General features: G+C 48.1%; 14 protein-coding genes, 1 tRNA gene, 1 other RNA gene and 1 other annotated feature (2 of these 17 only partly in view). Of the genes, 11 read left to right on the forward strand and 5 right to left on the reverse strand.

Annotated features, from left to right (window positions below):
- A protein-coding gene (locus tag N288_RS00075; protein ID WP_022543193.1) for a YaaC family protein crosses the window boundary here: on the reverse strand, nucleotides 1–694 show its 5' portion. 266 nt of this gene lie to the left of the window's left edge; the window shows 694 of its 960 coding nt (coding positions 1–694); its start codon is at nucleotides 692–694; its stop codon lies off the left edge, out of view.
- 115 nt (nucleotides 695–809) lie between these two features.
- Here N288_RS00075 and guaB point away from each other — a divergent pair, with 115 nt between their 5' ends.
- The 6 genes from guaB (at nucleotide 810) to N288_RS00110 (ending at nucleotide 7390) form a co-directional block, all read left to right on the forward strand.
- Nucleotides 810–2276 carry an IMP dehydrogenase gene (gene guaB, locus N288_RS00080; RefSeq protein ID WP_009796273.1) on the forward strand — a complete coding sequence of 489 codons (1467 nt, stop codon included), beginning with the start codon at nucleotides 810–812 and terminating at the stop codon, nucleotides 2274–2276.
- Between the two features lie 247 nt (nucleotides 2277–2523).
- On the forward strand, nucleotides 2524–3873 hold the full coding sequence (locus N288_RS00085; protein WP_022543194.1) for a serine hydrolase: 1350 nt from the start codon (nucleotides 2524–2526) through the stop codon (nucleotides 3871–3873).
- A gap of 209 nt (nucleotides 3874–4082) precedes the next feature.
- Nucleotides 4083–4967, forward strand: a complete 885-nt coding sequence (pdxS, locus tag N288_RS00090; protein ID WP_170939624.1) for a pyridoxal 5'-phosphate synthase lyase subunit PdxS — start codon at nucleotides 4083–4085, stop codon at nucleotides 4965–4967.
- 11 nt (nucleotides 4968–4978) lie between these two features.
- Nucleotides 4979–5566 (forward strand): pyridoxal 5'-phosphate synthase glutaminase subunit PdxT, encoded by a 588-nt coding sequence (pdxT, locus tag N288_RS00095; RefSeq protein WP_009796276.1) that lies wholly within the window; start codon nucleotides 4979–4981, stop codon nucleotides 5564–5566.
- 53 nt (nucleotides 5567–5619) lie between these two features.
- Nucleotides 5620–5842: a binding site (T-box leader), on the forward strand.
- Between the two features lie 76 nt (nucleotides 5843–5918).
- Nucleotides 5919–7199: a serine--tRNA ligase gene (gene serS, locus N288_RS00105; protein WP_009796278.1), complete on the forward strand. Its 1281-nt coding sequence runs from the start codon at nucleotides 5919–5921 to the stop codon at nucleotides 7197–7199.
- Nucleotides 7200–7297: 98 nt separating this feature from the next.
- Nucleotides 7298–7390, forward strand: a tRNA-Ser gene (locus tag N288_RS00110).
- 195 nt (nucleotides 7391–7585) lie between these two features.
- Here the strand turns inward: N288_RS00110 and N288_RS00115 are convergent.
- The 4 genes from N288_RS00115 to N288_RS00130 form a co-directional block, all read right to left on the reverse strand.
- Nucleotides 7586–8254 carry a deoxynucleoside kinase gene (locus tag N288_RS00115; RefSeq protein WP_009796279.1) on the reverse strand — a complete coding sequence of 223 codons (669 nt, stop codon included), beginning with the start codon at nucleotides 8252–8254 and terminating at the stop codon, nucleotides 7586–7588.
- Nucleotides 8244–8891 (reverse strand): deoxynucleoside kinase, encoded by a 648-nt coding sequence (locus tag N288_RS00120; protein ID WP_009796280.1) that lies wholly within the window; start codon nucleotides 8889–8891, stop codon nucleotides 8244–8246. The genes N288_RS00115 and N288_RS00120 overlap by 11 nt, the downstream gene beginning before the upstream one ends.
- A 192-nt stretch (nucleotides 8892–9083) precedes the next feature.
- On the reverse strand, nucleotides 9084–10370 hold the full coding sequence (locus tag N288_RS00125; protein ID WP_022543196.1) for a glycoside hydrolase family 18 protein: 1287 nt from the start codon (nucleotides 10368–10370) through the stop codon (nucleotides 9084–9086).
- Between the two features lie 40 nt (nucleotides 10371–10410).
- Nucleotides 10411–10974, reverse strand: coding sequence for a cysteine hydrolase family protein (locus N288_RS00130; RefSeq protein ID WP_009796282.1), 564 nt, complete (start codon nucleotides 10972–10974; stop codon nucleotides 10411–10413).
- 90 nt (nucleotides 10975–11064) lie between these two features.
- On the opposite strand from N288_RS00130, the gene tadA reads away from it, so the two are divergent.
- The 5 genes from tadA to recR form a co-directional block, all read left to right on the forward strand.
- Nucleotides 11065–11592 carry a tRNA adenosine(34) deaminase TadA gene (gene tadA, locus N288_RS00135; protein ID WP_022543197.1) on the forward strand — a complete coding sequence of 176 codons (528 nt, stop codon included), beginning with the start codon at nucleotides 11065–11067 and terminating at the stop codon, nucleotides 11590–11592.
- A 77-nt stretch (nucleotides 11593–11669) separates the two neighbouring features.
- Nucleotides 11670–11934: signal recognition particle sRNA large type (gene ffs, locus N288_RS24455), an RNA gene on the forward strand.
- Nucleotides 11935–12098: 164 nt separating this feature from the next.
- Entirely contained in the window at nucleotides 12099–13793 is a 1695-nt protein-coding gene (gene dnaX / locus N288_RS00140; RefSeq protein ID WP_009796285.1) for a DNA polymerase III subunit gamma/tau, read from the forward strand.
- A 21-nt stretch (nucleotides 13794–13814) separates the two neighbouring features.
- Entirely contained in the window at nucleotides 13815–14135 is a 321-nt protein-coding gene (locus N288_RS00145; RefSeq protein WP_022543198.1) for a YbaB/EbfC family nucleoid-associated protein, read from the forward strand.
- A 289-nt stretch (nucleotides 14136–14424) separates the two neighbouring features.
- Nucleotides 14425–15000, forward strand: partial view of a recombination mediator RecR gene (recR, locus tag N288_RS00150; RefSeq protein WP_009796287.1) — the 5' portion only. The gene runs 21 nt beyond the window's last position; the window shows 576 of its 597 coding nt (coding positions 1–576); the start codon lies at nucleotides 14425–14427; the stop codon falls past the right edge of the window.

Here is a 15000-nt window from a genome sequence, read left to right on the forward strand (position 1 = left end):
CGTGCGGCGGGACCTGACCGCAAGAGAAAGTAATCTTGCCGCTTTCTCCCTGTGCGGGGGACTCGATATCATAGCTGCCCTTTGAGTTGAAATAGTCAATAAATCTTTCTTCTGTCATATGAAATTGATCAAGAATAGAAGCTGGCATTGTAAGTTGGCCGTTTGCCAATTCTATGCCGGCAAAGGCAGGGCTTCCCTCTGTCTGCTGAAAAAGCTCATTTAATTCAGGAATATATTTAAAAAGCTCCCCCATTTCAATTTTGTCGCCTTCCATATGTTTCATGTGAAACAGCTTATCGGCCATAAAAGGAAACAGCCCGGTTTTTTGAAATTTTACTTCATCCTCAAAAAAGCTGTATTGCTGCTTCTTCCTTTTCCTTGTTGAAACTCCATGGGCGAGGACGGAGGTTGTTTCCGGATAGTTTGGATCCGCCGTCAGAATGGATGCTTTGATCAGATGGACCAGTCCATAGAACAGCATGATAGGCTGGATCAGCAGCGGGGATTTGGCTGCCTGTTCATAATATATTTTTCCATGTTCCAAATAATAAATAAAAGGATAGCAGTTCTCATAGCTTTTCGCTTCAGGCTGGTCGATGCCATGCCTTGTATAGCATTTTTTCAAATAAGCCTGTGTGTTTTCTGCCGAAAAGAAGACAGAATATGAACTCCAGCCGTTGTATGAATTGATCATCCTTTATACCTCTTTTAATTTTTTGAAAAATCGAACATATCAATCTGTTCTTGACAGTATTTTGTCCAATTGATAACCTACTAATAATATTTTCGAGTAAATGGGGGCTAAAAAGATGTGGGAAAGCAAGTTTGTTAAAGAAGGATTAACATTTGATGATGTGTTATTGGTTCCGGCAAGATCAGAAGTGCTTCCGAAAGATGTACAGCTTCATGTAGACCTGACAGACAAGGTCCGCCTGAATATCCCGATCATCTCAGCCGGCATGGACACAGTAACAGAGGCAGAAATGGCAATTGCCATGGCAAGGGCAGGCGGCCTCGGAATCATCCACAAGAATATGTCCATCGAGCAGCAGGCTGACCAGGTTGACAAAGTCAAGCGCTCCGAAAGCGGCGTAATTACAGATCCATTCTTCCTCACGCCCGACCAGCAGGTTTTCGATGCTGAGCATCTAATGGGCAAGTACCGCATCTCAGGTGTCCCGATCGTTAACAACAACGATGAACAGAAATTGGTGGGCATCATTACAAACCGTGATCTTCGTTTCATCCAAGACTACTCGATTAAAATTTCAGACGTTATGACAAAAGAAAATCTTGTAACGGCACCGGTGGGAACAACACTGGAAGAAGCCGAGAGCATTTTGCAGAAATATAAAATTGAAAAGCTTCCGCTCGTTGATCAGGAGGGTGTACTTAAAGGGCTGATCACCATCAAGGATATTGAAAAAGTGATCGAATTCCCGAATTCAGCCAAGGACCGCCAGGGAAGGCTCCTTGCAGGCGCAGCTGTCGGTGTGACAAAGGATACGATGAAAAGGGTTGAAATGCTTGTGAAGGCAAGTGTAGACGTCCTTGTAGTCGATACGGCGCACGGACATTCAAAAGGGGTATTGGACACAGTCAGGCAGATCAGGGAGGCTTACCCTGAGGTAGCCATCATCGCTGGAAATGTTGCTACTGCTGAAGCTACTAAGGATTTGATCGAAGCCGGAGCTGATGTTGTAAAAGTCGGTATCGGACCTGGTTCCATCTGTACGACAAGGGTTGTCGCCGGCGTCGGCGTACCGCAGATCACAGCGGTGTATGACTGTGCCACAGAGGCCAGGAAGCATGGCAAAGCCATCATCGCCGATGGAGGCATCAAGTACTCTGGTGATATCGTTAAGTCCCTTGCTGCCGGCGGACATGCCGTCATGCTAGGAAGCCTGCTCGCAGGCGTCTCCGAAAGCCCGGGCGAAACGGAAATCTTCCAGGGACGCCGCTTCAAGGTCTACCGCGGAATGGGCTCGGTCGGAGCAATGGAGAAGGGTTCAAAGGACCGCTATTTCCAGGAAGACAACAAAAAGTTCGTTCCAGAAGGAATTGAAGGAAGGCTTCCATACAAAGGGCCGTTATCTGATACGATTTACCAGCTGGTCGGAGGGATCCGTTCGGGAATGGGCTATTGCGGAAGCAAGGATTTGACTGACTTAAGAGAAAAGGCGCAGTTCATCAGGATGACAGGCGCCGGGCTCCGTGAAAGCCATCCGCATGATGTGCAGATCACAAAAGAAGCTCCGAACTATTCTTTATCATAAAAATCAGGCCATAGCATCGGATGCTGATGCTATGGCAATAAAGGTCCCAGGTTATTTTCCTGGGCCTTATTTTTTTGCTTATTCAGGGTACCATGCACCCATCAGTATCAGCTGTCATTTTTCAATCAGCACATCAAATGGCCTACATAATTCTCTGTCCAATTAATGGGTATTTACTCTGTCTATGTTTTCAGAAACAGATATGTTAAAATAACGAAGGTGTATATAAAGGTTGGAGGGCATTACAGTGAAAAAACATTTTTATCGGAAGTATGTTGCTAGTTTCCTTGTTTGTATGATGGTGATAGGCCTTTTTCCCGGCCTGAATAAGGCGAGTGCAGATGATGCTTTGAATATCAACGCGGATGCTGCGATCGTGGTAGAGGCTGAGACAGGCAAAGTCCTTTATTCGAAGAATGCGGATAAAGTGCTTGGCATCGCGAGCATGACAAAGATTATGACAGAATACCTGCTGCTTGAGGCCATCAAAGAAGGGAAAGTCAAATGGGATCAGGAGTATGCAGTCAGTGAATATGTTTGGAAGGTTTCACAGGATAGAGCACTGTCTAATGTCCCTTTAAGAAGAGATGGAAAATATAATATCAAAGAATTATATGAAGCTATGTCTATTTACTCTGCCAATGGTGCAACGATTGCCATTGCGGAGACCATTGCCGGTTCTGAAAGTAATTTCGTAAAAATGATGAATGATAAAGCCGAGGAGCTTGGCTTGAAAGATTACAAATTTGTCAATTCCTCAGGTTTGAATAATCGTGACTTAAAAGGCTCCCACCAGGTGGGCGGAGCAGAGGATGAGAATGTCATGTCCGCACGTGCTACAGCCAAGCTGGCACAGCGCCTGCTGCATGATTATCCGGAAATACTGGAGACGACCAGCATTCCGACTAAGAACTTCAGAGAAGGCACTGATGATGAAATCAAGATGGATAACTGGAACTGGATGCTTCCAAGCCTTGTATTCGGCTATGAGGGAGTGGACGGGCTTAAAACGGGTACGACCGATTTTGCCGGCTACTGCTTCACTGGTACGGCTACCCGTGACGGTAACCGCTATATTACAGTTGTGATGAATGCCAAGGGTGAAGGGAATTCCGGTTCTTATAAATCCCGTTTTGATGAAACAAGAAAAATGCTTGATTATGCTTTCAGCAATTTTTCCAAAGAAGAAATCATTGCGAAGAACTATCAGGTAAAGGGCCAGAAAACACTGCCTGTTACTAAAGGCAAGGAAGACAGCGTGAAGATCCAGGCGAAGGACGCTATCGAGCTTGTCGTGAAGAATGGGGAGAAGGAAAGCTACAAGCCTGAGCTTGTCCTTGATAAAGACAAGCTTGATAAAGACGGCAATCTGACGGCACCTGTGAAAAAAGGCGAAAAGATCGGCTACCTGACTTTGAAGTCAGACAAAGAAAACGGCCTTGACTTTCTTTCAGGAAAAGGCGGTATCCAGGTTGATGTCGTCGCGGCTGAAAGTGTAGAAAAGGCAAATTGGTTCGTGCTGACAATGCGCGGGATCGGCGGCTTCTTCGGAGATCTTTGGGGCAGCATTTCTTCAGCTGTAAAAGGCTGGTTCTAATTTTTATAATGGACTGACTTTAACCGGAAGAAAATAAAAATCCGGAAGAGTCTGATAAAAAAGGGTTCCTTGTCTTGACAGGGACCCTTTTTTATTGTTTATTTTCATTAGGGGAACTGGACGAATTCCTATCGAATTAATATATTTTCCTATAAATTAATGGGTATTTTGCCTGTTAAAAGCAGATGGTATTACAGAAGGGGGATTTTATAGTGAAGACAGGTACAGATCGAGTAAAGCGCGGAATGGCAGAAATGCAAAAGGGCGGCGTAATCATGGACGTTGTCAACGCTGAGCAGGCTAAGATTGCTGAAGAGGCCGGCGCAGTCGCAGTCATGGCACTGGAGCGGGTTCCATCCGATATCCGTGCTGCCGGCGGTGTGGCCAGGATGGCAGACCCCCGCATTGTTGAGGAAGTCATGAATGCTGTAACGATTCCTGTTATGGCTAAAGGCAGAATTGGCCATATCGTGGAAGCCCGTGTATTAGAAGCAATGGGCGTTGATTATATAGATGAGAGTGAAGTGCTCACTCCTGCTGATGAAGAGTATCACTTAAATAAAAGGGACTTTACGGTTCCGTTTGTATGCGGATGCCGCGACCTTGGCGAGGCTGCCCGCAGGATCGGTGAAGGAGCGGCAATGCTTCGCACTAAAGGCGAGCCGGGAACAGGCAATATCGTTGAAGCGGTACGCCATATCCGCAAGGTAAATGCACAGGTGCGCAAGGTTGTCGGCATGAATCTGGATGAGCTGATGACTGAAGCTAAGCTTCTCGGAGCCCCTTACGAGCTTCTTCTCGAAATTAAGGAGCTTGGCCGCCTTCCGGTCGTTAACTTCGCTGCAGGCGGCGTTGCGACACCTGCGGATGCTGCTTTAATGATGGAGCTTGGTGCAGACGGCGTATTCGTTGGTTCAGGCATCTTCAAGTCCGATAATCCAGCCAAGTTTGCGAGAGCGATCGTAGAGGCGACTACCCATTATCAGGATTACAAGCTGATTGCTGAATTGTCAAAAGAACTTGGAACACCGATGAAAGGCATCGAAATCTCATCACTGGCTCCTGAAGCTCGTATGCAGGAGCGCGGTTGGTAAGGAGAATGAATATGGTTAAAGTAGGCGTATTGGGCCTTCAGGGGGCTGTCAGGGAGCATGTCCGTTCCATTGAAGCCTGCGGAGCGGAGGCAGTCGTCATCAAGCGGAGAGAGCAGCTTGCGGAAGTGGACGGACTGATCATCCCGGGCGGCGAAAGCACAACGATGCGCCGCCTGATCGATAAATATGATTTCATGGAAGAACTTAGGTCATTTTCCCAATCAGGGAAACCGATGTTCGGTACATGCGCTGGCCTCATCCTGCTGGCAAAGACAGTTGCCGGCTATGCAGAACCGCATATTGGCGTCATGGATGTCGAGGTGGAGCGCAATTCTTTCGGAAGGCAGCGGGAGAGCTTTGAAGCGCCCCTTGATATTGCAGGAGTGGCAGAGGACTTTGAAGCTGTCTTCATCCGTGCGCCGCATATTCTGCAGGCCGGCGAGAATGTTGAAGTGCTCGCGAAGCATGATGGCCGCATCGTCGCTGCGAGGGAAGGCCAATTCCTGGGCTGTTCATTCCATCCTGAGCTGACAGAGGATCACCGTCTCACAGCCTACTTTGTGGAAATGGTGAAAGAAGCCCAGGCAAATTTAGTTTGAATAATTGGTTGCAAATAGCGCATAATTGTAGTAAATTATTATAAAATTACATTCGAAACGCATTGAGAGGAATTAGTAGCGGAAATCCCATTCCAATAGAGAGCCGGTGGCTGGTGGAAACCGGTGGTGGGACCCTGTGAATCCGTCCTTGAGCAAAAGCATGGAAAGCCTGCATGGGCGAGTAAGTGCTTTCGGTTAAAAACCGTTATGGATTTAAGGTGGAAGGCAATTTTGCCTTCAACTAGGGTGGCAACGCGGGTAACTCCCGTCCCTTTTTTGGGACGGGGGTTTTTTGTTTTTTTCGCGGGTGCCGCTCATATGCCTATCGAATGTATGAAGAGGAGGAAGCAGCATGCTTGATATTAAATATTTACGAAGCAATTTTGAAGAAGTGAAGAACCGTCTGCAGCACCGCGGAGAGGATCTTGGCGACCTTGGGAAATTTGAAGATCTTGATGTAAGGCGCCGTGAGCTGATCATGGAAACAGAGCAGCTGAAGAGCAGAAGGAATGAGGTTTCCCAGCAGGTAGCTGTACTTAAGCGTGAAAAGAAAGATGCGGACAGCCTGATTGCCGAGATGAGGGAAGTAGGAGACAAGATCAAAGCATTTGATGAAGAGCTCCGCACAGTGGAAGAATCATTGGACAGCCTTTTGATGAGCATTCCGAATATCCCGCATGAAAGCGTTCCGGTCGGTGAGACGGAAGACGATAATGTCGAGGCGAGAAAATGGGGCAATGTCCGTGATTTCAGCTTCGAGCCGAAGCCTCACTGGGATATTGCCACTGACCTGGACATCCTTGACTTTGAGAGGGCCGGCAAGGTTACGGGAAGCCGCTTTGTATTCTACAAAGGCCTTGGCGCCCGCTTAGAGCGTGCTTTATTTAACTTCATGCTTGATCTTCACACAGAAGAGCATGGCTATATGGAAGTCCTTCCTCCATATATGGTCAACCGTGCCAGCATGACAGGCACTGGGCAGCTGCCAAAGTTCGAAGAAGATGCCTTCCTGATCGAAAGTGAAGACTACTTCCTGATTCCGACAGCAGAAGTGCCTGTTACAAACATGCACAGAGATGAAATCCTGACGAATGAACAGCTTCCGATCAATTATGCCGCATTCAGTGCTTGCTTCCGTTCTGAAGCGGGGTCTGCGGGCCGCGATACAAGGGGTCTGATCCGCCAGCATCAATTCAATAAGGTGGAGCTTGTGAAGTTTGTCCGTCCTGAAGATTCTTATGAAGAGCTTGAAAAACTGACAGGACATGCTGAAAAGGTTCTGCAGCTGCTTGGCCTGCCGTACCGTGTGCTCAGCATGTGCACAGGCGATCTCGGATTCACAGCTGCCAAGAAATACGATATCGAAGTCTGGATCCCAAGCTACGGGACCTACCGTGAGATTTCTTCTTGCAGTAACTTTGAAGCCTTCCAGGCACGCCGTGCGAACATCCGTTTCCGCCGCGAGCCTAAGGGCAAGCCTGAGCATCTTCATACCCTGAATGGCTCTGGCCTCGCGATCGGCCGTACGGTTGCCGCTATCCTTGAAAACTACCAGCAGGAAGACGGAAGTGTCATCATTCCGGAAGTATTAAGACCGTATATGGGCAATAAAGAAGTAATCGGCAAAGCATAAAGCATTCCACCTGGACGGGTGTTAAAAACCCGTCCAATTTTTTTTGAAATAATGTTGACTTCTTATTGGAGAGCTGATAGAATAAATCTTGTCGATACGGAGGTATACCCAAGTCTGGCTGAAGGGATCGGTCTTGAAAACCGACAGGCGGGTAACACCGCGCGGGGGTTCGAATCCCTCTACCTCCTCCATTATAAAATCAACCATAGCGCATAACTATTGGAGATACATAAAAAGCCGCTGCATTTTGCAGCGGCTTTTTTATGTTTTCAAGAATGCAAATGTGGTTTCAGCTGACTTTTCTGGAATCCTTCCAAATAAAAATAAGCCCGGCGTTTATGCCGGGCTTATTTTGTATCTCACTCCTGAGAACATAATCTGCTGTTTTACTTTTTCAGCAGCTGCGACTGCTTCAGAAAGACGGAGATTTTTTCAATGACAGGCTCAATGGAGGCGCCATCAGCCATCAGGTCATAATCATTGATGTTCAGGCGCAGGACTGGGCAAGCATTGAATGTGTTGATCCAGTTTTCATAGCGTTCATGCATTTCTTCCCAGTAGGATACAGGTGTCTGCTGCTCCATCGGGCGCCCTCTTTCCTGGATCCTGGATAAGATGTCTTCAATGGAACCTTCCAGGTAAATCAGCAGGTCGGGATGAGGGAAGTATGGTGTCATGACCATTGCATCGAACAGGCTTGTGTATGTTTCATAGTCCACCTGGGACATGGTTCCTTTTTCATGATGCATCTTGGCAAAAATGCCGGTATCTTCGTAAATGGAACGGTCCTGGATAAAGCCGCCGCCATATTCAAAGATGCGTTTCTGCTCCTTGAAGCGTTCGGCAAGGAAATAAATCTGCAGATGGAAGCTCCACCTGTCGAAATCTGCATAAAATTTGTCCAGGTAAGGATTGGTGTCCACTTTTTCAAATGAGGTGCGAAAGCCCAGAGCACCCGCAAGCGCATTGGTCATTGTCGATTTCCCTACCCCGACCGTACCAGCAATGGTAATCACGGAATTTCCGGGAATTTCGTACTTATTCCTAAGATTCATGGTGATAAGCTCCTTTAATTAAAGATAGGGAAAGGCTGTCCAAAATTTGAGAGAGATCTTCTTTATTTTTCACAAAATCCAGATCATCGCCGCTGAAGCGCAGAACCGGAATATCAGGGTGCTGTTCAGTGAACAGGTTCATGGCGTTCTCATAATCAATTGACAGCTGCTCCAGATAGAGCGGGCTGATATTCTTTTCAATCTCCCGGCCCCGCAGCCTGATCCGCTGCAGGAGCGTCTCGAGGCTTGCGTGAAGGTAGATGATGACATTAGGCCTTGGCATATCACTTGTCAGGATATCGTAGATCTTCACATATTTTTGGAATTCTGCCGGGCTCAGCGTCCTTTCGGCAAAAACGAGGTTTTTGAGAATATGGTAATCGGCAACAACGGCCTTGTTATTGGCTAAATAATCAGTATTGATGTCTCCGAGCTGCTTATAGCGGTTGCACAGGAAAAACATTTCCGTCTGGAAGCTCCATTCCTCAATGTTGTCATAAAACTTCCCAAGAAAAGGATTTTCATCTACAATCTCTTTCAGCAGTGCAAATTGAAAATGCTCGGAAATGGCCTTTGCCAGCGAGGTTTTCCCTACGCCGATCGGGCCTTCAACGGTAATAAAAGGTGTCCCCCCCACAGTGTGGCCTCCTTATTGTTCTTATTTATCTATGTCCAGTTATCCTTTAAATCGACTTTTAACGACACAAAAAATATTTTAACACACTATACAGTGGAAGGGATATGGAATTTCTTCAGGCAAAAAATATAAAAAAAGCCATGGATCAGACTGACCCATAGCTTCCTGTGCACCCAGGCGAAAATGCCTTCGTTACTCCCGTTTTGTCACATTAAAATTGTCTGTGATCAACAGCCAGTTCTGGGGAAAAGACAGGCCGAGCTTCCAGTAGCTCATCCCTCTCAGATTCAATTCCTTCATAAGATCGAATTTTGCCTGGATTGACCTCGCATCCTCAAACCACACCTCATGCCGCTTCCCGTCGGTGTCTGTATAGTTGAACAGCGGGGCCTGCGATTTCGTATTATAGCGGATGGGCACATTGTTCTCCGCTGCCAGCTCGATGGCCTGCTGCGGGCTCAGCGCCCTTGCGGTAGTACCCTGGACAAATGGAAGGGTCCAGTCATAGCCGTACAGATTTTGGCCCATCATGATCTTGGAGGACGGCATTTCGCTTACTGCATATTCCAGGACCTCCCGGACAGGGCCGATCGGGGAAACGGCCTGGGCAGGGCCGCCGCTGTAGCCCCACTCATAGGTCATGATAACGACAAAATCCACGATTTCCCCGTGTGCCTTATAATCATGGGCTTCATACCAGCGTCCCTTCTGGCCGGCGCTCGTCTTCGGCGCGAGGGCGGTAGAAATGAGCCAGCCTTCCCGGCTGAACCGGGCCTTTGCTTTTCGTAAAAACCGGTTGTATGCCTCCCGGTCCTCAGGGCGTAAGTATTCGAAGTCAAAATGGATATCCCTGAAGCCGTACTTCTTGGCTGCGGCAGTTATATTATCCAGAAACTTATCCTGCACAGGTATATCATTCAGGAGGATCCGGCCAAGCTCATCATTGAACTGGTCATTCTCCTGGTTGGTGATGACCATCATCAGCACATTGTTATTCGCTTTGGCGATGGCCGGGAAATTATTGAGGAGCGGCTCTTTAAGACCGCCATCCCTCAGGGCCTGGAAGCTGAAGGGTGCCAGATAGGTGAGGTAGGGTGCAGCTTCACGCGCTCCTTCCTCAAGTGCAGGGGCAACAGATGTACCCCTCGGTTCTACATAGGCATTGAATTCAGCCGCTGTTTTCGGCCGCGGCGGCAGGTAGAGGCGCAAGCCCGGCTGGAGAGGCTGTGATGCCGAAATCCGGTTGATGGTTGCTATTTCCTGAACCGTAATCCCTGTCCGCCGGGAAATGGCAGACAAAGTATCGCCTGGCTGAACCCAGTAAAAGCGCCCTGTGATCGGGATCACCAGCGCCTGGCCGACAACGAGCCTGTCGGGATTGGGGAGTTCATTGGCCTGTGAAATATCGGCTGCCGTCGTGCCATAAGCCTGAGCGATCCCTGTCAGGGACTGTCCTGCCCGCACTATATGGATTTGCATATTCATTTCCCCCTTAATGGCAAATTACGCTACCATCATTTTATGAAGGGAAACAGGCTGAAATGCTATTTTTCTCAGAGAAGGGTTCTGTGCGGGCATTGAGGACGTTCTTCATCATTTTCAGAGCATTTTCGTTGTCATGGTCATCATTGGAAGCAAGGCAATTTTCAGGGACGTACAAGCTGTATTCTCTCATATAGGCGTCATTCGCCGTAAAAAGGACGCAAATATTCCCGGCTACACCGGTGATGATCAGATTCTTGACATTTAACTGAAGAAGCAGGGTGTTAAGAGCAGTGCCGTAAAAAGCAGAGTGCTTCGGCTTGATCAAAAAGTAGTCTTCATCAGAAGGGTAGAGGCAGTCAATGATGTCCCTGCTGTTTTCATTCCGGCAGTAATCGGCTATCTTTTCAAAGTCGGCTTGCCAAAGGCTGTAATGATCATTAACATAGATGACAGGAATAGCTTCAGCAGCGCATTTTTCCTTTAATGTTTTTATGGGACCGGAGATTTTCTCAGCTTTTGCGGCTAGAATTTCACCCTCCGGAAAATCAAAATTATTGATCATGTCTATAATTAAGAGTGCTGTAGATGATTCTTTCATGTCAGTTCTCTCCTTTGGGTCTATTGTGAGCACTAAAGGCTATATACACCCTTGGTATATTTTTAAACATAAGGGATGGTAGGAAAAAAGATGAATATTACTTACAATGATGATGATTATATGAAGGAAGCAATAGAAGAAGCGAAAAAGGCAGGAGAGCTTGGGGAGGTTCCGATCGGGGCCGTTGTGGTCCTGGACGGGAAGATAATCAGCCGCGCCCATAATCTCCGTGAGTCGAACCAGAATGCGGTGGCGCATGCTGAACTCCTTGCCATTGAGGAAGCCTGCGGGATGCTTGGGACATGGAGACTTGAGGATGCTGCGCTTTATGTCACATTAGAGCCGTGCGCCATGTGTTCGGGCGCCATCATTCTCTCCCGCATCAAGAGGGTTGTATATGGAGCGGCCGATCCAAAGGGCGGCTGTGCGGGCACATTCATGAATCTGCTCCAGGATGAAAGATTCAACCACCAGAGCGAGGTATCAGCAGGGGTGCTGGAAGAAGAATGCGGCAGCCTGCTGACCGATTTCTTCCGGGCTCTCCGCGAACGGAAAAAGGAAGAGAAAAGGCGGCGAAAACAGCTGCTGGATCTGCAAGAAGGAATTGACAGGCCATAGGCATTGCAATTTCGTCCGAAACTTAGTATACTGATTATGCGTCACAAACGACGCAGCCAAATATGGTATCAATTTTGCCGTGCTAAGCGGGGAGGTAGCGGTGCCCTGTACTCGCAATCCGCTCTAGCGAGGCTGAACCCCTTCCCGAGGCTGGTGTCCTGTAGGGCCTGCCTTAAGTAAGTGGTGTTGACGCCCGGGTCCTGCGCAATGGGAATCCATGAACCATGTCAGGTCCGGAAGGAAGCAGCATTAAGTGGTCCCTCCCATGTGCCGCAGGGTTGCCTGGGCCGAGCTAACTGCTTAAGTAACGCTTATGGGAGCCAGTCGACGGAAGGTGCACGGCAGTTATAATGATAAAAGCAAAGCTCATCCCGGTCAGGGGTGGGTTTTTTTATGCATGTTCCTGCTGGAAAATTGCTCCTCCGGATATTTGCAATCCTTTTTGGAAAATAGGAACTGATACGGTATAATAGAGATAGAAAAGCAGTTAGGAAGGGGGCGCGAAGATGAGTTACCAGGCATTATATCGTGTCTGGCGTCCACAGCAGTTCATAGATGTTGTAGGGCAGGAACACGTAACCAAAACATTGCAGAACGCCCTGCTTCAGCAGAAAGCCTCTCATGCATACTTATTTTCCGGGCCCAGGGGGACGGGAAAGACGAGTGCGGCCAAAATACTGGCCAAAACCGTCAACTGTGAAAGGGCTCCGATCAGCGAGCCTTGCAATGAGTGTGATTCCTGCATTGGCATTACGAATGGCTCCATACCGGACGTGATTGAAATCGATGCGGCCTCCAACAACGGTGTGGAAGAGATTCGGGATATTAGGGACAAAGTCAAATATGCACCCAGTGCAGTCAAATATAAAGTATATATCGTCGATGAGGTTCATATGCTTTCGATCGGCGCCTTCAATGCACTATTAAAAACACTTGAAGAGCCTCCGAAGCATGTTATGTTCATTCTTGCTACAACAGAACCCCACAAGATTCCGCTCACCATCATTTCAAGATGCCAGCGCTTTGACTTCAAGCGCATAACGGCACAGTCGATCGTCGGCCGGATGAAAATGATAGTGGATGAGACCGGGGTGCAGTATGAAGAGAATGCCCTCCATATCGTTGCCCGGGCTGCCGAGGGAGGGATGAGGGATGCTCTCAGCCTCCTTGATCAGGCGATATCCTTCAGCCAGGACAAAGTGACGGCGGAGGATGCCCTCACAGTAACAGGAGCCGTTTCCCAGGGATTCCTGAATAAACTGTCCAGAAACGTCATGGAAAAAGATGCTGCAGGTGCGCTGGAAGCACTGGAGACCCTCCTGTTTCAGGGGAAGGATCCTTCCAGGTTCATCGAGGACTTCATCTTATATTACAGGGACATGCTTTTATACAAGGCAGCTCCTTCACTGGATGAGTCGCTCGAACGCGTCATGCTTGATGAAGAATTCAAGGCATTGGCTGAAGAGATTGATCCTCAGCAGCTGTACAGCCTGATTGAAATTCTGAATAAAGCCCAGCAGGAAATGCGCTGGACCAACCATCCAAGGATTTTCCTTGAGGTAGCCATCATGAAGCTCTGCCAGCTTGAGGGTACAGAGAAAAAGGCGGCTGCCGATATTGAACCTCTCATGAGAAAAATCGAACAGCTTCAAGAGGAGCTGGCTGAGCTGAAGAAAAATGGGGTCACCGTTTCGGGTGCGGCTGAGCCTGCCCAGAAGAAGCAGGCACAGAGAACCTCAAGAAAAGGATTCCAGGCGCCTGAAGGGAAAATTAATGAAATCCTGAAAAATGCAACGAAAAATGACCTGAATGCCGTAAAGGGCAAATGGGGCGATATGCTGGGAAGGCTCGTGCATAACCAGATGCGGTCCCAGGCCGCTCTGCTGAATGAAGCAGAGCCGGTCGCTGCTTCAGCGGATGCGTTCATCGTTAAATTTAAATATGAAATACACTGTCAAATGGCCATGGATAATGCTAAATTTATAGAAACGATATCCGGTGCCATCCAGGAATTGACCGGACAAAGGAAACAGGTTGTCGGGGTGCCTGAAGAGCAGTGGCAGCGGATACGGGGCAGTTTTCTGAACAGCGGGCATCGCGATGAGCCTTCTGAAGGCAGCGGGCTTGGCGCCCCGGAAGACGACCTGGTCGTATCCGAAGCACAAAAGCTGTTCGGGGATTTAGTCGAAATCAAAGAATAAAACTATTTGGAGGTAAAGAATATGCGTGGAATGGGCAATATGCAAAACATGATGAAGCAAATGCAGAAAATGCAGAAGAAAATGGCCGAGGCTCAGGAAGAGCTGGGGGAAAAAAGAATTGAAGGTACTGCAGGCGGCGGAATGGTGACAGTCATCGTTTCCGGACACAAGCAAGTCCTTGAAGTCAATATTAAAGAAGAAGTAGTAGATCCGGAAGATATCGATATGCTTCAGGACCTCGTACTTGCAGCAACAAATGACGCCCTTAAAAAGGCTGATGATCTGACAAATGATACAATGGGGCAGTTTACAAAAGGAATGAACCTGCCTGGAATGTTTTAAAAGCCGAAGCGGAGTTAATCTCCGCTTTAAAAATGCCTGAAAAAGCAAAAAAGGCGTGAATACGAATGGGGGCAGGCAAAAGGGCGGCAGGAAACAGGCATTGTCTTATGCTTGTCGTCCCTGGGCAAGCCGCTTTCGCATTTCTTGATTGTCCAGCTGCGGGCGCTATCGGCTCGAGGTCATAAGCCAAACTGGCCAAAAGGTTAAAGAACAAACCTTTCGGCCAGTTCGTCTTATGCTTGTCGCCGATGAGCAAGCGCCCTCCGCATTTCTATATAGGAGGAGTAGTATGCATTATCCTGAACCGATATCTAAGTTGATAGACAGCTTTATGAAGCTGCCGGGGATCGGCCCGAAAACAGCCGCTCGCCTGGCTTTTTTTGTCCTTAGCATGAAGGAAGACACCGTTCTTGATTTTGCTAAGGCGCTGGTGAATGCCAAACGAAATTTATCTTACTGCTCGGTGTGCGGCCATATTACCGATCAGGATCCCTGTTATATCTGCGAGGATCAGCGCAGGGACAGGAGTGTAATTTGTGTTCTGCAGGATCCTAAGGATGTTATCGCCATGGAAAAAATGAAGGAATTCAACGGCCTGTACCACGTTCTCCACGGCGCTATTTCTCCGATGGACGGAATAGGACCGGAAGATATCAATATACCTGACCTTTTAAAAAGGCTGCAGGATGAGACGGTGGAAGAAGTTATACTGGCGACCAACCCAAATATTGAAGGGGAAGCGACAGCGATGTACATTTCGCGCCTCCTTAAGCCATCCGGTATCAAAATTACAAGGATTGCCCATGGTCTGCCGGTGGGCGGAGATCTGGAATATGCAGATGAAGTCACGCTTTCCAAGGCACTC

The organism is Bacillus infantis NRRL B-14911, from assembly GCF_000473245.1.
GTDB classification, from domain to species: domain Bacteria; phylum Bacillota; class Bacilli; order Bacillales; family Cytobacillaceae; genus Bacillus_AB; species Bacillus_AB infantis.